Here is a 19,664-nt window from a genome sequence, read left to right as displayed (position 1 = left end):
CATCCCAACGGAAAAGCGCCAGGTGTCGTCTTGGGCGGTCAAAACGGCTCCTGGCGCTTCCTGAAGATGGGGAGCTGCTACTTGCCCAGGAACTTGTCGAAGCCCTTGGGGAGGTTCAACTGCGAGGGATCGAAGTCGCCGCCCTGCTGGCCAAACGCGGCACCGGTGGGCAGCGCCTTGCCTGCATTGGCGCGCCGGGCTTCGGCATCCTTGCGCTCCTGCGCAGCCTTGGCCGGGTTGCCGGACTTCGCCTTCTTCTTCGGCGCGTTCTTGGCGTTCTTCCGCGCACCCCCGCCGGCACCGGGCATACCCGGCATCCCGGGCATTCCCGGCATGCCACCCTGGGCCATCTTCTTCATCATCTTCTGGGCCTGCGCGAAACGTTCCAGCAGGCCGTTGACCTCCGAGACGTGGACGCCGGAACCGCGGGCGATGCGCGCGCGGCGGGATCCGTTGATGATCTTCGGTGCAAGCCGTTCATGCGGCGTCATGGACCGGACGATTGCCTCGACGCGGTCGATCTCGCGCTCGTCGAACTGCTCCAGCTGCTGCCGGATGTTTTGCGCACCCGGCATCATCATGAGCATCTTCTTCATGGAGCCCATGTTGCGGATCTGCTGCATCTGGGCCAGGAAGTCTTCCAGGGTGAAGTCTTCCTGGTCGGCGAACTTCTTCGCCATCCGGGCCGCTTCGTCCTTGTCCCAGGACTTCTCGGCCTGCTCGATCAGGGTGAGCACGTCGCCCATGTCCAGGATGCGCGAGGCCATCCGGTCCGGGTGGAAGAGCTCGAAGTCGTCCAGGCCTTCGCCGGTGGAGGCGAACATGACGGGCTTGCCGGTGACCGAAGCGACCGACAGCGCGGCACCGCCGCGTGCGTCGCCGTCGAGCTTGGACAGCACGATGCCGGTGAAGTTCACGCCTTCGTCGAAGGCGAGGGCCGTGTTGACGGCGTCCTGGCCGATCATGGAGTCGATCACGAAGAGGACTTCGTTGGGGACAATGGCGCGGCGGATCTGCCGGGCCTGTTCCATCATGTCCGCGTCGACGCCGAGGCGGCCGGCGGTGTCAACGATCACGACGTCGTGCAGCTTCTGGCGCGCTTCCTCCACGCCGGCACGGGCGACCGCGACAGGGTCACCGGCAGGGTGGTCCAGTTCGGTGGACGTGGCCCCGGGGTGCGGGGCGAAAACGGGCACGTTGGCGCGCTGGCCCACCACCTGGAGCTGGGTGACAGCGTTGGGGCGCTGGAGGTCGCAGGCCACCAGCATGGGGCTGTGGCCCTGGGCCTTCAGCCATTTTGACAGCTTGCCGGCCAAAGTGGTCTTGCCCGCGCCCTGGAGGCCGGCAAGCATGATGATGGTGGGACCGTTCTTGGCCAACCGGATCCGGCGGGTTTCGCCGCCAAGGATCTCCACGAGTTCCTCGTTGACGATCTTGACGATCTGCTGGCTGGGATTCAGCGCACCCGAAACCTCGGCACCGAGCGCACGTTCGCGGACCTTTCCGGTGAATTCGCGTACCACCGAAACGGCGACGTCTGCGTCCAGCAGGGCACGGCGGATCTCGCGGACGGTGGCATCGACGTCGGCTTCGGTGAGGCGGCCCTTGCCGCGGAGATTTTTGAAGGTTGCTGTCAACCGGTCAGAGAGTGAATTGAACACGTGCCGTGAACTTCTTTCAAGAGATGATCGGGACTCGACTACCTAGGGTATCAAGTCAGGCACGTCAGATGGCATGCTGGCCAAATGACGAGCCAAACATCTGTCCAGACCCTGCTCATCCTCGGTGCCTCGGGCGACCTGACCGGCCGGCTCCTCCTTCCCGGCCTGGCCCGGCTGGTGGCGGCGGGCCGGGCCGAAGGGCTCCGACTGGTGGGCGCCGGATCTGATCCGTGGACCTCGGAACAGTGGCAGGAGCGGGTCCGGTCGTCGTTCGCCGCGGCAGCCGGCGCAGCGGACGGCCCGGGAAAGGAAGCCCTGGAGTCCTTGCAGAAGGAGACGGCGTACCACCAGGTGGATGTCACGGCCAAGGGTGCCCTTGCTGCCCTGCTGGCAGGGCTCAAAGGCCCCGTTGCCGTATATTTTGCGCTTCCGCCCCGCATCAGCCAGCAGGCCTGCGAGACACTCCAGCCGGAGGAGGTGCCGGAGGGCACCCGGCTGGTGATGGAGAAGCCGTTCGGCTCCAGCGAGGAGTCGGCGCGCTCCCTGAACCGTACCCTCGCGCGCCTGGTTCCGGAGGACCACATCCACCGCGTGGACCACTTCCTGGGCAAGGCGACCGTGCTGAATATCCTGGGCCTGCGGTTTGCCAACAACTTCCTGGAGCCCGTGTGGAACCGGCAGCACGTGGAAAAAGTTGAGATCTTCTTCGACGAGGACCTGGCCCTTGAGGGCCGCGCCCGCTACTACGACGGTGCCGGTGCCCTCCGCGACATGATCCAGAGCCACCTGCTGGAGGTCATGGCACTCATGGCTATGGAGCCTCCCGCCACCATCGGCGAGCGCGACCTCCGCGACGCGGTATCCAGCGTCCTTCGGGCCAGCAGCGTCCGCGCCCCGTTTACCGACACAACCCGCAGGGCGCGCTATACGGCGGGGTCGCTGGCAGGGAAGGCCGTCCCCGACTACGCGAAGGAAGAGGGGGTGGATGCCGGCCGGGGAACGGAGACCCTTGCCGAGATCCAGGTGGACATCGACAACTGGCGCTGGCAGGGCGTGCCGTTCATCCTGCGCTCCGGGAAGGCGCTGGGCGACAAGCGCAAGGAAGCGGTGGTCACCTTCCTTCCCGTGCCGCACCTGCCCGGGGGCTTCACGGGGGTGGACTCCCCCAACCAGTTGCGGATCGGTTTTGGCCCGGACACGCTGGAGTTCGACGTCGACGTCAACGGCCCCGGGAACATTTTCAGCCTGGGCCGGGTCACCCTGGAGGCGGAATTGAGCGCCTCCGACCTGCTGCCGTACGGCGAAGTGCTGGAGGGCGTGTTGACCGGAGACCCGTTGCTGTCGGTCCGCGGCGACACCGCGGAGGACTGCTGGCGGATCGTCGAGCCGGTGCTCAAGGCGTGGGCAAAGAATGAGGTCCCGCTGGAGGAGTACGACGCCGGTTCGGCCGGCCCGGCGTCCTGGCCCACCAACCGCGAAGCGGGTGCGGGCGGCGGGGACTGACAAAGGAACGGCACTAAGCACTGGACGCAACACGGCGGGCGGGAACCTTTCGGTTCCCGCCCGCCGTGTTCATGCAGTCAGGTGTTCCTGACCGCAGGAACGGTTTGTTCCCCTTAGATGGCGGCTACTCCGCGTTCCCCGGTCCGGACGCGCACTGCTTCATGGACGTCGATGGTCCAGACCTTGCCGTCCCCGGCCCTGCCGGTGTTGGAGCTGGCGATGATCACGTCCAGGATGTCGTCGGACTGTTCGTCGGTGGCCAGGACTTCAACCCGGATCTTGGGAAGCAGGTCCACGTTGTATTCGGCTCCCCGGTACACCTCGGTGTAGCCGCGCTGGCGTCCATATCCGCTGGCTGCGCTGACGGTGAGTCCCTGTACGCCGTAGGCCTCCAGTCCTTCCCGGATGGCTTCGAGCTTTTCCGGCCTGACGATTGCAGTGATCAGTTTCATGCCCCCACGCTTTCCTTGCCTGTTGCCGGCTGTGCCTTCTGAGCTCCGGTTGCGGATTCCCGGGTTTCCGCCTGGGTCTTTCCGGTCACCATGTCGTGCAGCGGCTGGAAGCTCCCACCGTGGCCGCCGACGCCGAACTCGTAGGCAGTCTCGGCGTGGAGGCTGAGGTCTGCGCCGGCGATTTCCTGGTGCTCGGAGATGCGGAAGCCCATGGTCTTGTGGATGGGGTAGGCGATGATCAGGGTCATCACGGCGGTGAAGGCGATGGAGAGCAGTGCTGCCAGAACCTGGGCCACCAGCTGGGTTGTGCCGCCGCCGTAGAACAGGCCGGCAGCACCCTGGTCGGGGGTGGCGAGGAAACCGATGGCCACCGTGCCGATGACACCTGCGACGAGGTGGACACCCACGACATCCAGGGAGTCGTCGTAGCCGAGCTTGAACTTCAGGCCGACCGCCAGGGCCGAGGCGATACCGGCGACGACGCCCAGGGCAATCGCACCGAGCGGTGAGACGTTGGCACAGGCCGGAGTGATGGCGACCAGGCCGGCTACCACACCGGAGGCGGCGCCGAGCGAGGTGGGGTGGCCGTCCCGGATACGTTCGACGGCAAGCCAGCCCAGCATGGCGGCGGCCGGGGCTGCCAGGGTGTTGATCCAGATCAGGCCTGCCTGCTCGACCGTGGCAGCGGCGCCGGCGTTGAAGCCGAACCAGCCGAACCACAGGATGGCTGCGCCGAGCATGACGAACGGAATGTTGTGCGGGCGGTGGTTCGGGTCCTTGCCGAAGCCCTTCCTGTTACCAATGATCAGCACCAGCACGAGGCCGGCAACACCGGCGTTGATGTGCACCACGGTGCCTCCGGCGAAGTCGATGACCGGAGCGAAGGTCTGGCCGAACCAGCCGTCCTTGGAGAACAGGCCGCCACCCCACACCATGAAGGCCAGCGGTGCGTAGACCAGCGTTGCCCAGATCGGCGTGAAGATCACCCAGGCGGAGAACTTTGCGCGGTCCGCGACGGCGCCGGAGATCAGTGCGACGGTGATGATCGCGAAGGTTGCGGCGTAGCCCACCTTCAGCAGGTCTGCCGGGTCCGTGAAGTTGTGCAGCCCAAAGTGGCTGAACGGGTTGGCGAAGATTTGGAAGAAGTTGTCCTCGTTGCTCGTGGACATGGAGGCGCCCCACAGCACCCACGTGATGCCGACCGTTCCGATGGCGACGAAGCTCATCATCATCATGTTCAGTGCCGACTTGGCGCGCGTCATGCCGCCATAAAAGAATGCCAGGCCCGGGGTCATGAACAGCACGAGTGCTGAAGCAACCAGGAGCCAAACGAGACCTGCGGTGAGTTCCATGGCCTACGTCCTCTCTTGCTTTCGGTGCGGACTTGTCCGCCTGCCAACGCCTTTTGCGTCCTGTAACGAGTGTGTCGTTGGCGTGTTTCGGCCGCGGGGGATTTAGATTGCGGGCCTGTTACAACAACCTCTAGGAAGTAAATGGTGCATATCCGCCTTGTTACGGTTATGTTTCCGCACCCGCGCAGCCACCCGGCTCCCCTTCCAGCAAGGACTTCAGCACCATGACGGCACCACCCCCGCTAAACGGCGTCACGGCAAGGATTTTGGCCCGCCTGAGGCCCCAGCGGGAGAAGCTTCCGCGGGACATCGTGGTGATGCTGGCCGCAGCGTTCCTCATCGCCCTTGGATTCGGGCTTGTTGCCCCCGTATTGCCCCAATTCGCAACAACCTTTGGGGTGGGAAACACCGAGGCCGCCGTCATCGTGGCGATCTTTGCGTTCATGCGCCTCGCCTTCGCTCCGGCCGGGGGCGCACTGATCGGCAAACGTGGCGAACGCCCCATCTACGTTGCCGGGCTGTTGATCGTGGCGCTGTCCACGGCTGCATGCGCGTTCGCCCAGGACTACTGGCAGCTCCTGCTGTTCCGCGGCCTGGGCGGCGCGGGCTCGGTGATGTTCACCGTTGCCTCGATGGCCTTGGTGGTCCGGTTGGCGCCGCCGAAGAGCAGGGGCCGGGTGTCGGGCGCCTACGCGTCGGCGTTCCTGATCGGGAACGTCTGCGGCCCGATCGTGGGCGGGCTGCTGGCCGGGCTGGGGCTGCGGGTCCCGTTCCTGGCATACGCCGGCGCCCTGCTCGTGGCCGCGTTCGTGGTGCAGACCCAGTTGAGCCACCAGCGCCGTGGCGCCGGCGAAGCACACAAGCGCGCCCCGGACATGCGTTTCGGCGATGCCCTGGCGGCCGGAACCTACCGGTCGGCGCTCCTGTCCAGCTTCGCCAACGGCTGGGCCACCTTCGGCGTCCGGATGGCAACGGTGCCGTTGTTCGCCGCGGCCGCGTTTGGGGCGGGGCCGCAGGCGGCAGGACTGGCGCTGGCGGTATTCGCCGCCGGCAACGCGGCCGCCCTGGCCTTTTCGGGGCGGCTCGCGGACTCCCTTGGACGCAAGCCCATGATGATTTCCGGACTGGTGGTGGCGGGCCTGTCAACCGCGTCGATCGGCATCACCCACGATCTGCCCTGGTTCCTCGCGGCGTCGACGCTGGCCGGCGTCGGATCCGGTCTCTTCGGCCCCGCGCAGCAGGCCGCCGTGGCGGACGTGATCGGCAATGGCCGCTCCGGCGGCAAGGTGCTGGCCGCGTATCAGATGACCTCCGACGTGGGCGCGATCGTGGGACCGGTCGTGGCGGGCCTGCTGGCGGACGGCCTGGGGTTCGGCTGGGCGTTCGCGGTCACCGGCGCCATGCTGCTGCTGGCAGCCGGCGGATGGCTGCCCACCCGGGAAACCCTCCGCACGGCCGGGGACTGACGCGACAGGTCAGTTCAGCAGCGCGTCAACAAAGCTTTCGGTATCGAACGGCGCGAGGTCGTCGGCGCCTTCTCCGAGGCCCACGAGTTTGACGGGGACGCCCAGTGACTTCTGGATGGCGACGACGATGCCGCCCTTGGCGGTTCCGTCCAGTTTGGTCAGGACGATGCCGGTGATGTTGACCACCTCGGAGAAGACCCGCGCCTGGTTCAGGCCGTTCTGGCCGGTGGTGGCGTCCAGCACCAGCAGGACCTCGTCCACCTCGGCCAGCTTCTCCACCACGCGCTTGACCTTGCCCAGCTCGTCCATCAGGCCCACCTTGTTCTGCAGGCGGCCGGCGGTGTCGATCATGACGACGTCGACTTCCTGCTCGATGCCTGCCTTCACCGCTTCGTAGGCGACCGACGCCGGGTCCGCGCCGTCAATGTCGGACTTCACGGTGGGAACACCAACGCGCGCCCCCCAGGTTGCCAGCTGCTCCGCGGCGGCGGCCCGGAAGGTGTCCGCTGCGCCCAGCAGGACGTCCTTATCCTCTGCTACCAGCACCCGGGCGAGTTTGCCCACGGTGGTGGTCTTTCCGACGCCGTTGACGCCCACCACCATCATGACGGCGGGCTTGTCCGCGTGCCGCTCAACGTTAAGGCTGCGGTCCATGGTGGGATCGACCAGCTTGATGAGTTCTTCACGGAGCATGGCCTTGACGTGTTCGGGGGTCCTGGTGCCCAGGACCTTGACGCGTTCCCGGAGCGCGTCCACCAGCTGCATGGTGGGCTCGGTGCCCAGGTCCGCGAGCAGGAGTGTCTCCTCCACCTCATCCCAGACGCCCTCGTCGATCCGGTCGCTGGAGAGCAGGGCCAGCAGGCCCTTGCCCATGATGTTGTTGGAGCGGACCAGCCGCTCCCGCAGCCGGGTGAGGCGCCCGGCGACGGGCAGCGGGGTTTCGACCGGAATGGTTTCCAGCCCGGCAGCATCGTCCGGGACCGTGGTGGTGTCGAGGTCGTCGAGTTCGACGCCGGCGGGGCCCCCGCGCTCGATGGTTCCGGTGCTTTCCTCCACCGCCGTGCCGCCCCCGGAGCGGACCTCGGGATCGTTTGCGTCCCGGGTCTCCGGGTAACGGGTGATGTTCCTCCGCGTCTTGATCAGGACCGGGATCAGCGCGCCGATGACCACCAGGGCAACAAGGATGGACAGGACAATGGGAAGGATGTCATTCACTCCCCTAGCTTCTCACACACGGTCCGCCCGGTTCGGGCGCCGGCAGGGCGCCTGACCTGCCCCGATGCCGGTGGCGTGGGGCTGCTACACCTCGGCGCCGAGGCGCTGGCTGATGACGGTGGAAACGCCGTCGCCCCGCATGGTGACGCCGTACAGCGCGTCCGCCACCTCCATGGTCCGCTTTTGGTGGGTGATGACGATCAGCTGGCTGGACTCCCGGAGTTCCTCGAAGATGGTGATCAGGCGGCCCAGGTTGGTGTCGTCCAGCGCAGCCTCCACTTCGTCCATGACGTAGAACGGGGACGGCCGGGCTTTGAAGATGGCCACCAGCAGTGCCACCGCGGTGAGTGAGCGTTCGCCGCCGGAGAGCAGGGAGAGCCGTTTGATCTTCTTGCCCGCGGGGCGGGCCTCCACGTCAATGCCGGTGTTAAGCATGTCGTCGGGCTCGGTCAGGACCAGGCGGCCTTCGCCGCCGGGGAAAAGCCGCTCGAAGACCCTGACGAACTGGGCCTGGGTGTCCTCGAAGGCTTCCGCGAACACGCGCTGGACCCGGTCATCCACCTCTTTGATGATGTCCAGCAGGTCCCGGCGGCTCGCCTTGAGGTCCTCCAGCTGCGTGCTGAGGAACTGGTGCCGCTCCTCCAGCGCCGCGAATTCCTCCAGCGCCAGGGGGTTTACCTTGCCCAGGCTGGCGAGGTCCCGTTCGGCCTTCCGCAGCCGTTTCTCCTGTTCCTGCCGCACGTAGGGTTTGCCTTCCCTGATCTCCTCGCCGCCTGCATCGACGGCAGCGCGCAGGGCCGCCCATTTGTCGCCGGATTCCTCCGCCGGAACCGGAACCGGGACGTGCGGCCCGAACTCCGCGACCAAGGCCTCCGGCGTGATTCCCAGTTCGTCCACGGACCGGGTTTCCACCGCCTCGATCCTGGCCCGCTGCTGGGCCCGGGCAAGTTCGTCACGGTGCACATTGTCAGTCAGGTCCGCCAGTTCACGGGCCAGGGCGTCGTTCGAGTCCCGGATGTCCCGCAGTCCGCGGTCCCGCCGCTCCCGGTTCTCCTCTGCCAGGTCGCGTTCGTGCCGGGCGAGCTCGACGGAGACGTCCACGTAGCCAAGGGCCACGTCCACCCCAGCGGAAACGGCCGCGGCCCGCCGGGCCTGGATGCGGCGGCGCCGCGCGCGTTCGGCTGCTTCCTCGCGGGCCCGGCGTTCGGTGGCGGCCGCGCGTTCCAGGGAGACGGCCCGGTTGCCGGTGGCTGCCAGCTGTTCCTCGGCGCTGCGGAGGGACAACCGTGCTTCCACCTCGGCGGCGCGTGCGGCGGACGCGGCGCCCGCCAGCTCGTCCCGGTATTTGGTGGAGGGTTCCTGCTCGACGGGTGCTTCCTGGGCAGCGGCGAGCCGGGCGGTGATGGCCGCGAGCGCTTCTTCCTCGGCAGCGACGTTCTCTTCGGCGCGGGCCAGGGAGGCTGCCAGGCGTTCACTTTCGCCGACGGCGCTGCGCAGCACCGAGTTGAGGTGGCCCAGGCGTTCGGCGACGGCGGCGAGCCGGGCATCGGATTCGTGCAGCCGGTCCAGGGCTGCGTCCGCGTCTTCCTGCGCCGCGGTGCGCCGGGCCTCGGCGGCGGCCAGGCCGAACCTGTTCCGCTCCAAGTCCGCGGTGACCGCCGAAAGTTCGCGCCCGGCGTCGTCCACCGCGGCCTGCACCTCCAGGAGGGACGGTGCTTTCGCCGAACCGCCCGTGGCCGAGACGGCGGTAAACACGTCCCCCTCCCTGGTGACGGCCGTGACGCCGGGCAGCGCGGCCACGAGCGCCGCGGCGGCATCCATTCCGGGGACGACGACGGTTCCGGACAGCAGGTGACGGACCAGTGACACCTCCACCGCCGGGCCGTCCACCAGCCCGGCAGCCCACCGGGCTTCGTCGGGGAGCTCCACGTCCAGGGCGTCCCGCGGCTGGCCTGCGGCCGCGGAGGCGAGGAGCAAGGACGCCCGGCCGCCGTCGTCGTCCTTGAGGACCTGCAGGACCGCGGCCGCCGTGGCACCGTCCTGGACCAGGATGGCCTCCGATGCCTGCCCGAGTGCCGCCGCGATTGCAGCCTCGAAACCGGCCTGCACCGTCAACGCGTCCGCGAGGCTGCCGCGGACTCCCGGCAGCCCGGCTTCCAGCGCGTGCCGGGCACCGTCCTTGCGGTCAAGGCCGAGCTTCAGGGCCTCCAGGCGCGCGGCGAGGGCGTCGCGTTTGCGGATGCCCTCGTTGACGGCGTTCTTGAGGCCCGCGATGTCGCCAAGCACCGCATCGAGCACGCCGCTGGCGGCCTCGTAATCGGCGTCGAGGGACTCTTCCCCCTCTTCCACTCCTGCGACCTGGTTTTCCAGGGCCGTGAATTCGGATTGTGCCTTGGCGCGCCGCTCGGTGCCGGCGGCAAGGGATTCGCGGAGCCTGCCCAGCTCCGCCTGGGCTGACTCCACCCGGGACCGCGCCGCGCCGACCTGCCCGGCCAGGCGGGCCAGGCCTTCCCGGCGGTCAGCGGCCGCCCGCAGCTGGGCCGTGAGCCGCTGGTCTTCGGCGCGCGCAGCCCGCTCGGCGTCGGCCTTCGCGGTGCTCGCGGCGTCCAGGGCGCCGCGACGGCGCACAATATCCGTTTCGAGTTCGGACATCTCCTGCCGGACCCGTGCGGCCTGTCGTTCCAGTTGTTCCGGGTCCCGCCCGGAAGGCGCCGGGGCGTCGTCGGACCCCAGCAGGCGGCTGCGTTCGGTGGCCAGCGTGCCGAGGGAACGGAGCCGTTCCCGGGCGGTGGACAGCCGGTACCAGGTGTCGCGGGCAGCGTTGAGCCGGGGCGTGGCCTCCGCAGCCAGTTGTTCCAGCGCCGCCTGCTGCCTGCGGCCGTCTTCCAGTTCCTGTTCGACGGCGGTCCGCCTGGCTTTGAGCGCGGCTTCATCGGCCACATCCTGTTCCAGGGCCTGCTGAAGCTGGACAAAGTCATCGGCCAGGAGGCGCGCCCGGGCGTCCCGGACATCGAACTGGACGCGCTGGGCTCGGCGCGCCACTTCCGCCTGCTTGCCGAGGGGCGTGAGCTGGCGGCGGATCTCCCCGGTGAGATCGGTCAGCCGCTGGAGATTGGCCTGCATCGCCTCCAGTTTGCGGACCGTCCGCTCCTTGCGCCGGCGGTGCTTGAGGATGCCCGCGGCCTCCTCGATGAAGCCGCGCCGGTCCTCCGGGGTGGCGTGCAGGACCCGGTCCAGTTGCCCCTGGCCCACAATGACGTGCATTTCCCGGCCCAGCCCGGAATCCGACAACAGTTCCTGGATATCCAGCAGCCGGCAACCCGCTCCGTTGATGGCGTACTCGGATCCGCCCGTCCGGAAGAGGGTCCGTGAGATGGTCACTTCGCTGTACTCGATGGGCAGGGCGCCGTCGGTGTTGTCGATGGTCAGCGAAACGTGGGCACGTCCCAGCGGCGGCCGGCCCGATGTCCCGGCGAAGATGACATCCTCCATCTTGCCACCGCGGAGGGTTTTGGCGCCTTGCTCGCCCATGACCCAGGCCAGTGCATCAACCACGTTGGACTTGCCGGAGCCGTTGGGACCCACAACGGCGGTGACGCCGGGTTCGAAGTCGAAGGTGGTGGCCGACGCAAAGGACTTGAACCCCCGGACGGTGAGGCTTTTGAGGTGCAAGGCTTTCCTGGTCTCCTGGCGGGGTAGGGAACGATGCTGGAACCGGCTCCCTATAATCTACTGCGCAGGAGCGACATTTCCCGTCCAGCACTCCGCGGCCGGCGCCGGCGCCCCCGGCCAATATGCATGTTCGGGCGCTGCAAAGGCATAGTTAAGCTCTTGAGCCTGCGTTTATGTGGGTACAGTCACCGCATGAATGCGGGACGGAAACGAAGAGGGGCTTGAATTGGCAGGTAATGCAACCTTCCGCCACAGCAACACCGCGCTGCTCTCGGTCAGCAGCGTTGAAGCTCCGAGGATTGTGAGCTCCACCGACTTCGACCGCAGGCTGGCCTCCACTCTGCAGCGGCTTAAGTTTCCGCCCCGGCTGCTTGAGCGCGTTGCCGGCATCACGCACCGCCGCTGGTGGGCCCCGGGAACCACGTTCGATGATGCTGCCATCGAGGCCGGCGCCAAAGCCCTGGCCGAGGCGGGCATCGAAGCGTCGGAGGTGGGCCTCTTGATCAACACGTCGGTGACACGGCGCAACCTGGAACCCTCCGTCGCGGTGAAGATCCATCATGGACTGGGCCTGCCGTCGTCGGCCATGAACTTTGACCTCGCCAATGCCTGCCTGGGGTTCGTGAACGCCCTGACCCTGGCTGCCAACATGATTGATTCCGGGCAGATCCGGTACGCGGTGATCGTCAACGGCGAGGACGCCCAGATGACCCAGGAGGCCACGCTTGCCCGGCTGCAGCGCCCCGAAACAACCCGGGACGATTTCAACCGGGAGTTCGCCACGCTGACGCTCGGCTCCGGGGCTGCCGCCGCCGTCCTGGGCCCGGCGGACCAGCACCCGGGAGCCCACCGGATAGTGGGCGGCGTGATGCGCGCCGGCACCGAGCACCACGACCTCTGCGTGGGCGGCATCGACGGCATGACCACCGATACCAAGGGCCTGCTCGACGGCGGCCTGCAGCTGGTGGTCGATGCCTGGCAGGAGGCCCAGCCGGAGTGGGACTGGGCGGAGATGGACCGCTACGTCACGCACCAGGTCAGCAACGCCTACACCCAGGCGATCATCAATGCGATCGACCTTGACCCGGACAAGGTCCCCATCACGTTCCCGCACTGGGGCAACGTGGGCCCCGCGTCTTTGCCGATGACCCTTGCTGCCGAGACCCAGACCCTGGGAAGCGGTGACAGGGTGCTGTGCATGGGTGTCGGTTCGGGCCTGAACACCGCGATGCTGGAAATCGTTTGGTGATCGCGGCCTGGCCAGGCGTCGACGCCGAATGGTCGCGCATGATCGATGTTCCGTCCACGGCGGCCGCGAACCCGGCAGGCACGGTGCATCGCTGGCACGTGCTGGACAACGGCAGCCAGTTGGAGCGGCTGGGCCTGGCCCCGGCCGGAACCCTGCTGTGCGTGCACGGCAATCCCACCTGGTCCTACCTGTGGCGGAGCCTGCTTGCCGCCGGAACCGATCCCGCCCATCCCTGGCGCGTGGTGGCGGTGGACCAACTGGACATGGGCTTCTCCGAACGCACCGGCGTGTTCCGGCGCCTCGCCGACAGGATCAGCGACCTCGGCGACCTCACGGAGGCGCTGGACCTGGACGGTCCGGTGGTCACCGCAGGCCACGACTGGGGCGGCGTGATCAGCCTCGGCTGGGCCCTGGCCCATCAGCAGCAACTCGCCGGTGTGGTGCTCACCAACACGGCCGTCCACCAACCCGGCGGGTCCCGGATCCCGCCGGCCCTTCGTCTGGCGCTGCACCCGGCCGTGCACAAGTGGGGAACCACGACGTCGGACGCTTTCCTGCGGGTGACGCACTCGCTCGCCAACCCGCCCCTCCCGCCGGAGATCCGGGCCGCGTACATGGCCCCCTACCGCGGGGCTTCCCGCCGCGACGGCGTGGGAAACTTTGTGGCAGACATCCCCGTGGACGCATCACACCCCAGCTACCCGGCGCTCAACCACGTGGCGGAAGGCCTGCGCGGGCTGAACGTGCCGGCCCTGATGCTGTGGGGCCCGCGGGACCCGATCTTCTCTGACCGGTACCTCAAGGACCTCATCGGCCGGATCCCGAACGCCAAGGTGCACCGCTACGAGGGCGCCGGGCACCTGCTCGCGGAAGACCGGAACATCGCACCGGCCGTTTTCGACTGGCTCGCGGCGAACGCCGCCGGAAGCTGTTCCGGGACGGAAGGAACGACGGCGGCCGACGGCTTCGGGCCGAAGGACGCCGGACCGAGCCCTGCCGCACCCGCGGCGCAGGGCGAATTCCGCCCCCTCTGGGCGCAGCTGCGTGAACTTGCAGCCGGGGCCGCCGGAAGCGGGACTGCCATTTCGGAAATGGCGCCCGACGGCAGCGTTGCCCGCTCGCTCAGCTTGGGAAAGTCTGGAAAAGAGCGTCGCGGACCTGGCAGCCGGGCTGGGCGGCATCGGCATCGGCCACGGCAGCCGTGTCAGCCTGATGGTCCCGCCCGGGGTGGACCTGACCGTAGCCCTCTATGCCTGCCTGCGCCTGGGAGCCGTGGTGGTGGTGGCGGACGCCGGCCTGGGCACCAAGGGCCTTAGCCGTGCGGTGAAGGGTGCCACTCCGGACGTCCTGATCGGGATCGACAAGGCGCTGGCCGCGGCCCGGGCCCTCGGATGGGCCGCCAGGCTCGTCAGCGTGCGCGACCTGCCCGCCGCGCGCCGCCGCATCCTGGGGGTGGAAACATCCCTCGCCGCCTTGGCACGGGCCGGTGCCCGGAGTGGACACCGCACTGTGGGAAGTCCGGCCCCGGACCAGCCCGCAGCCGTGCTGTTCACGTCCGGTTCCACGGGGCCCGCCAAGGGCGTCGTCTATACGCACCGGCAGCTGGCAGCGATGCGGGATACTGTGGCTGAAACCTTCGGGATCCACCCGGGTGACCGCCTGGTGGCGGGCTTCGCACCGTTCGCCCTGCTGGGGCCGGCCCTGGGTGCCGTCTCGGTGACACCGGCCATGGACGTCACAGCCCCGCGTACTTTGACGGCGCGTGCCCTCGCGGAAGCAGCGTCGGCCATCGACGCAACCGTGGTCTTCGCCTCCCCTGCGGCGCTGCGCAATGTCCTGGCCACCCGCGGCGGCCTCACCGCTGACGGTGCCGCGGCACTGCAGCGCGTGGAGCTGCTGCTCTCCGCCGGGGCTCCCGTGCCGGAACCGCTCCTCGCCGAGGTGCAGGGGCTGCTGCCCCGGGCCTCGCTGCACACGCCGTACGGGATGACCGAAGCCCTTCCCGTCACCGACATCAGCCTTGAACTAATCCGGGCCGCCGGTGCCGACGCCGGAACGGTCCAGGGAGCAGGCAACGGGGTTTGCGTGGGCCTGCCCGTCCATGGCGCCCGGGTCGCCGTCGTCCCGCTGGCCTCGGACGGCACCGCTCCCGGAGACACCCCCGTGGCGGAGCCCTGCGTCACGGGTGAGATCCTGGTCAGCGCTCCACATGTCAAGGACTCGTACGACCGGCTCTGGCTCACCCAGCAGGCGAGCGCCGGCGCGGCCGGCTGGCACCGTACCGGGGACGTGGGCCACTTCGACGCCAAGGGACGGCTGTGGGTGGAAGGGCGCCTTGCGCATATCGTCACGGCGCCAGGGGCGGTGGTGACGCCGGTGGGCCCCGAACAGGCCATCGAATCCCTGAACGGCGTCCGCATGGCCGCCATCGTTGGAGTGGGACCGGAAGGTACCCAGGCCGTCGTCGCGGTGGTGGAAACCGTGCCGCCTGCCCGCAAAGCCGGTCCTGCGGATGCCGGGCTGGCCGGACGAGTGCGTGCGGCGGCTGCCGCGGCCGGCGTGGCCGTGGCAGCGGTCCTGGCGGTGCCTGCCCAGCCCACCGATATCCGCCACAACGCAAAAATCGACCGGGCCCGCCTGTCCCGCTGGGCGTCGAAGGTGCTGGCCGGCGGCCGTCCGGGGACACCATGAAGGTCCTGGTCACCGGCGCGAGCGGGCTCCTGGGCCGGGAAGCAGCCGCGTTGCTGGTGCGCCGGGGCCACACCGTCGCCACCTTCCAGCGGCGCCCTTCCGGGGTCGACGGCGCCACGGACCGTTGCGGGTCCCTCACCGACGATGCAGCGGTCCGGGACGCGGTGCGCGACGTGGAAGCAGTAGTCCACCTTGCCGCCAAGGTTTCCTTCACCGGCCGAGCTGCGGAATTTGACGAGGTGAACGTCCAGGGAACGCGGCGCCTGCTCCACGCCGCCCGCGAGGCCGGGGTGCGGGACCTGGTGTATGTGTCCTCCCCGTCCGTGGCCAATACGGGAGCCGCCATCGCCGGAGTGGGCGCGGAGCCGGCGGACCCGGACCACGCGCACGGCAACTACTCGCGCACCAAGGCCCGGGCCGAGCTGGTGGCCCTCGCCGCGGACGCCGCGGACTTCCGCGTCACCGCCGTGCGCCCGCACGTCGTATGGGGTCCGGGAGACACCCAGCTGGTGGAACGCGTGCTGGCGCGGGCCGCCCGGGGCCGGCTTCCGCTGCTTGACGCCGGCGCTGCCCTGATTGACACCACGTTCGTTGACAACGCGGCGGCCGCAATCGTCGCGGCATTGGACCGGATCGGCCATGTCCACGGGAGGGCCCTGGTTGTCAGCAATGGGGAACCCCGGCCTGTCGGCGAGCTGTTGGCGGGCATCTGCGCTGCCGGCGGGGTGCCGGCCCCGTCGTGGTCCGTGCCCGGCAAGCTTGCGCGGCTTGCGGGATCGGTGGTGGAGCGGGCCTGGCTCCGGGCCGGCCGGCAGGATGAACCGCCCATGACCGCCTTCCTTGCCGAACAGCTGTCCACGGCGCACTGGTTCGACCAGCGCGAAACCCGGAAGCTCCTGGACTGGGTTCCTGAGGTGTCGCTTGATGAGGGCCTGGCCCGGCTGGCCGAGTACTACCGGGGCGGCTCCACGGCAGGCACACGGCTTCCCTGAGGACCGGGGAGCCGGAGCTTCAGCGAACGACGGCGGGCGACCAGGCGTGCTCGATGAAGAGCTGGGGTGCCGCACCGGGTTCCAGGGACAGGGACCAGACGTCGCTGTCCGGACCGGCGCCGTCCCTGGGCATTCCGTACAGGATGGTGCCGTTGTCCAGCCACTCGATTTGGTCGTCCAGATCGCGTTGCTCGCCCAGTACCGTGATAGTCCCGGTGGTGAGGTCCAGGACGGCAGGCTGCCGGGCTCCGGCCAGGGTCCCCGAGGCGCTCTTCTTGAAGGCGACCCGCTGTCCGTCCGGCGAGATGGAGGGGCATTCGACGCCGGACGCGGTGATGGTGAGTGTCCGGGCGGCGATGTCCCCGTGCACCAGCCAGATGTTGCCTTGGGATGAAGCGGTGGCATAGAAGTCATTGGGTTTTCCGGGGCTGAAGGTCACGCCCCATATATTGCGGTCGGTGGCCTTGATCCGTGCGCCGTTGTCGATCAGGGCATAGTCTTCCAGGTTGGTGCGCACGCTTCCGTCTGCCGGGCCGATGATCGTTTGCGTGGAAAAACTTGACGCGGCGTAGGAATGGCCGGAGACGAAGACAGTGGTGGCCACCAGGGAACCGTCCGGACTGATCCGTGTCCTGTTGGGAATCCCGCCGAGCGCCCACGTTCCCTGCTGCTGAAGGGAGGCGTCATAGGTGGAAGCCTCGAACGTGGTGGGCATTCCGTTCCTGGTCTCCAGGCAGCTGACCAGGTTCCGGGACGCGTACACCCGGTCGCAGGCCTTGCCGAGCAGTGTGCGCCGGCCGTTGGGTTCCGACAGGCTTGCCGTGGCTGCCTGCCCGAATCCTTGGCCTGAAGCCGTGTTTCTGAAGAGCACGAACGGCCCTGCCGGCAAGGCCTCAGCGGAGGCGACCTGCACTTCCGGGGCAGCCTGTTGGCTGGCGCTTGACTGTTGGAAAGCGGTGAATGCCTGGGCCCCCGCTGCGCCGAGTGTGGCCACGACAACCGCGAGCAGCAGGAGCAACCGGTTCCTCACGGGGCTTGCACCTTGGGTGTGCTGCCCCGGAACAGCAGGACAGCTGCGGCAAGGGCCGCCGCCAGCAGCACGGCAACGATGGCAATGGCGGTGCCCGGACCTGCCGTGTACCAGAGAACGCCGAATCCGGATGCGGCCGCCATGCGGCTGACGGCAACCACCGTCTGCGCGGTGCCCAGGGCGGTGCCGAGCCTGTCCGGCGTGGCCAGCTGGCTGACCAGAGCTGCCAGGACCCCGTCCGTGGCGGCGTAGAAAAGCCCCAGGAGCAGGAGGCAGCCTATGGTGGCTGCGATTCCGGCCGCCGGCAGCCCGGCCAGCAGGTAGCAGGCCAACAAGGCACCATGGCCGGCGAGGAAGACCGGCACCTTTCCCCACCGGTCCGCTGTCCTGCCGATCGGGACGGCGAACAGCAGGAAGGCAGCGTTGGTGCCCACGAACAACAGCGGGAACCACTGGATGGCGAAAGACTCACGGTGCTGGAGCAGGAGGTAGATGAAGCCATCTCCGATGGTGAGGACGCCCAGCAAACCGGCGGCGATCATGAGGCGGGCCAGGCCAGGCTCCCGCAGACGCGACCACCGCAACTGGTCCCAGCGGACAGCGGGCCTGGACCGGTCGCGGTCCTGGCGCATCAGCCGGAGCCGGTCCGGCACCACCAGGAGAAGTACCGCGACGCCGATCACGGCGAAGGCCAGTGAGACGCCGAAGACCGTGCTGAAGCCATTGGGGATCAGCATCAGGATCAGGAAGGCAATGAGCGGGCCGGCGGCCGCACCGATGTTGTCCAGCATCCGGTGGACGCCGAAGGAACGGGCCAGGTACTCCGGCTGGGCCTCGGCCGAAATCATGGCGTCGCGCGGCGCCGTGCGGATACCCTTGCCGATCCTGTCGCCGGCGACGATGCCTGCGATGGCCCAGAAGCCGCCGGCCACCAGGAACCCCACCCTTGCGAGCATGGACAACCCGTAGCCGGCTACGGCCACGTATTTCGGGTGGCCGGTACGGTCGGAGACCCAGCCGGCGCCGATCCGGACGATGGCGCTGGCCCCTTGGTTGATTCCATCGATGACCCCGAACGCGATGGTGGGCAGACCCAGGTACCCGGTGACGTAGAGCGGGAGGATGGCGGCAACGGACTCGGATGAAATGTCCGTCATCATGCTGACCACGCCCAGCCAGATGATCACGGGCGATAACCGGAAGGCCGGGTGGACCGTGGCGGGACCTGCCGCGGCCTGGTCCCGTTGGCCGCCTTTGCGGTCCGAGATCGAGATATACAAGGGCTGCCTGTCCTTCCCGGGGCGGGAAGCGGTGCGCGTGCAGCGGGCCCCACCCGACGTTCGTGCAGACAGTCTTGCAGCGGGCACGCCGCCGGCGGTACCGAAGAATCCGCAGACCTGTTGTGGAAACCTACCAGCGGCCGTTCCGCGGCCGGGGCTGGCACACCGGGCACGTGTGGGACGAACGGTTCATGAACTGTTCGCGGCGGATGATCGACTGGATTCCGGCTGCGGCACAGCGTTTGCAGGGCTCGCCCTGGCGCCCGTAGGCGTTAAGGGACCTGTCGAAGTAGCCGGAGGCGCCGTTGACGTTGACATACAGGGAGTCGAAACTGGTGCCCCCGGCCGCCAGGGCGTCCAGCATCACCTCGCGGGAACTGTCCAGGACACGCTGGGCTTCGCTGCGGCGGAGCGTATCGGTGGCACGCGCATAGTGCAGTTTTGCGCGCCACAGGGCTTCGTCAGCGTAGATGTTGCCGATCCCGGAGACCAGCCCCTGGTCCAGGAGAGCCCGTTTGAGCCCGGTTTTGCGTTTCCGGAGGCGCTGGTAGAAGAGGTCGAAGGAGAACGCGGGGTCCAGCGGGTCCCGGGCAATATGGGCTGCTTCCGCCGCGATCAACGGAAGCGGCGATTCGGCGAGACCGCCGGGGCCACCGTCCTCCGTGGGCACCAGTGCAGTAACAAAGAGGCCGCCGAAGATCCGTTGGTCAACGAAACGCAGCTGGTCCGGCATGCCCTCACGCGGACTGAGCCGGAGCCTTACTTTGAGGTGCTTCTCATCGGGAACGCCGGGGCCCTGCATCAGCAGCTGCCCGCTCATTCCCAGATGCGCCATCAGTGCCACGGCCGGCGCCTGGTGGGCTTCCTGATCTCCCGGTCCGGCAGCGCCGTTGTCCGTCAGCGGCATCCAGAGGAACTTGCCTCGGCGGACGACGTCGGACACCGTGGCGCCTTCGAGGTTGCCGATGAAGTCCCCGGCCCCGAGCGCATGGCGCCGGATGGAGCGCGGATCAAGGACATCGACGCCATGGATGGTCCTGCCGCGGACCCAGCGGACCAGGCCGCGGCGCACCACTTCAACCTCGGGCAGTTCCGGCACGG

At 68.4% G+C, this 19,664-nt stretch carries 12 protein-coding genes and 1 pseudogene; 5 read left to right on the top strand and 8 right to left on the bottom strand.

Annotated features, from left to right (window positions below):
* Positions 1-77 precede the first annotated feature (77 nt).
* Positions 78-1,661, bottom strand: a complete 1,584-nt coding sequence (gene ffh / locus QF050_RS12270) for a signal recognition particle protein (RefSeq protein ID WP_308930662.1) — start codon at positions 1,659-1,661, stop codon at positions 78-80.
* 84 nt (positions 1,662-1,745) lie between these two features.
* Between ffh and QF050_RS12265 the strand changes: the two genes are divergently transcribed.
* Complete coding sequence (locus QF050_RS12265; RefSeq protein ID WP_308930661.1) at positions 1,746-3,164, top strand: glucose-6-phosphate dehydrogenase; 1,419 nt, start codon at positions 1,746-1,748, stop codon at positions 3,162-3,164.
* A gap of 113 nt (positions 3,165-3,277) precedes the next feature.
* Here QF050_RS12265 and QF050_RS12260 read toward each other — a convergent pair whose 3' ends face one another.
* Complete coding sequence (locus QF050_RS12260; RefSeq protein ID WP_285243988.1) at positions 3,278-3,616, bottom strand: P-II family nitrogen regulator; 339 nt, start codon at positions 3,614-3,616, stop codon at positions 3,278-3,280.
* Positions 3,613-4,968: an ammonium transporter gene (locus tag QF050_RS12255; protein ID WP_308930660.1), complete on the bottom strand. Its 1,356-nt coding sequence runs from the start codon at positions 4,966-4,968 to the stop codon at positions 3,613-3,615. The genes QF050_RS12260 and QF050_RS12255 overlap by 4 nt, the downstream gene beginning before the upstream one ends.
* A 224-nt stretch (positions 4,969-5,192) precedes the next feature.
* Here QF050_RS12255 and QF050_RS12250 point away from each other — a divergent pair, with 224 nt between their 5' ends.
* A complete protein-coding gene (locus tag QF050_RS12250) occupies positions 5,193-6,434 on the top strand; it encodes an MFS transporter (protein ID WP_308930659.1) in 1,242 nt (413 codons plus the stop codon).
* 9 nt (positions 6,435-6,443) lie between these two features.
* Here the strand turns inward: QF050_RS12250 and ftsY are convergent, their stop codons facing one another.
* Both ftsY and smc read right to left on the bottom strand, forming a co-directional pair.
* Positions 6,444-7,649: a signal recognition particle-docking protein FtsY gene (gene ftsY, locus QF050_RS12245; RefSeq protein ID WP_308930658.1), complete on the bottom strand. Its 1,206-nt coding sequence runs from the start codon at positions 7,647-7,649 to the stop codon at positions 6,444-6,446.
* Between the two features lie 84 nt (positions 7,650-7,733).
* Entirely contained in the window at positions 7,734-11,321 is a 3,588-nt protein-coding gene (smc, locus tag QF050_RS12240; protein WP_308930657.1) for a chromosome segregation protein SMC, read from the bottom strand.
* A gap of 226 nt (positions 11,322-11,547) precedes the next feature.
* Here smc and QF050_RS12235 point away from each other — a divergent pair, with 226 nt between their 5' ends.
* From QF050_RS12235 to QF050_RS12225, 3 genes and pseudogenes are all read left to right on the top strand, one after another.
* Positions 11,548-12,570: a 3-oxoacyl-ACP synthase III gene (locus tag QF050_RS12235; protein ID WP_308930656.1), complete on the top strand. Its 1,023-nt coding sequence runs from the start codon at positions 11,548-11,550 to the stop codon at positions 12,568-12,570.
* Positions 12,564-15,261 (top strand): annotated as a pseudogene (locus QF050_RS12230) (alpha/beta fold hydrolase). The gene QF050_RS12235 and the pseudogene QF050_RS12230 overlap by 7 nt, the downstream one beginning before the upstream one ends.
* Entirely contained in the window at positions 15,258-16,253 is a 996-nt protein-coding gene (locus QF050_RS12225) for an NAD-dependent epimerase/dehydratase family protein (RefSeq protein ID WP_308930655.1), read from the top strand. Before QF050_RS12230 ends, QF050_RS12225 begins: the two are co-directional and overlap by 4 nt.
* Before the next feature lie 19 nt (positions 16,254-16,272).
* Here QF050_RS12225 and QF050_RS12220 read toward each other — a convergent pair whose 3' ends face one another.
* From QF050_RS12220 to mutM, 3 genes are all read right to left on the bottom strand, one after another.
* Positions 16,273-17,283, bottom strand: coding sequence for a hypothetical protein (locus QF050_RS12220; protein ID WP_308930654.1), 1,011 nt, complete (start codon positions 17,281-17,283; stop codon positions 16,273-16,275).
* On the bottom strand, positions 17,280-18,563 hold the full coding sequence (locus QF050_RS12215) for an MFS transporter (RefSeq protein WP_308930653.1): 1,284 nt from the start codon (positions 18,561-18,563) through the stop codon (positions 17,280-17,282). Before QF050_RS12215 ends, QF050_RS12220 begins: the two co-directional genes overlap by 4 nt.
* A gap of 130 nt (positions 18,564-18,693) precedes the next feature.
* The gene (gene mutM, locus QF050_RS12210) at positions 18,694-19,662 is read right to left on the bottom strand and encodes a bifunctional DNA-formamidopyrimidine glycosylase/DNA-(apurinic or apyrimidinic site) lyase (protein WP_308930652.1); all 969 of its coding nucleotides are present in this window, start codon (positions 19,660-19,662) and stop codon (positions 18,694-18,696) included.
* Between the last annotated feature and the right edge of the window lie 2 nt (positions 19,663-19,664).

This window comes from Arthrobacter sp. SLBN-112 (assembly GCF_030944625.1).
In the GTDB taxonomy this organism is placed as follows: Bacteria; Actinomycetota; Actinomycetes; order Actinomycetales; family Micrococcaceae; genus Arthrobacter.
The sequence above is the reverse complement of the archived record's forward strand: the minus strand, read 5'-3'. Positions and strand labels throughout refer to the sequence as shown.

Bases quoted from the DNA above. Each gene is read 5' to 3' on its own strand.
- QF050_RS12260 (WP_285243988.1), bottom strand. From the start codon at position 3,616: ATGAAACTGATCACTGCAATCGTCAGGCCGGAAAAGCTCGAAGCCATC.
- QF050_RS12225 (WP_308930655.1), top strand. From the start codon at position 15,258: ATGAAGGTCCTGGTCACCGGCGCGAGCGGGCTCCTGGGCCGGGAAGCA.
- QF050_RS12250 (WP_308930659.1), top strand. From the start codon at position 5,193: ATGACGGCACCACCCCCGCTAAACGGCGTCACGGCAAGGATTTTGGCC.
- QF050_RS12255 (WP_308930660.1), bottom strand. From the start codon at position 4,968: ATGGAACTCACCGCAGGTCTCGTTTGGCTCCTGGTTGCTTCAGCACTC.
- QF050_RS12265 (WP_308930661.1), top strand. From the start codon at position 1,746: ATGACGAGCCAAACATCTGTCCAGACCCTGCTCATCCTCGGTGCCTCG.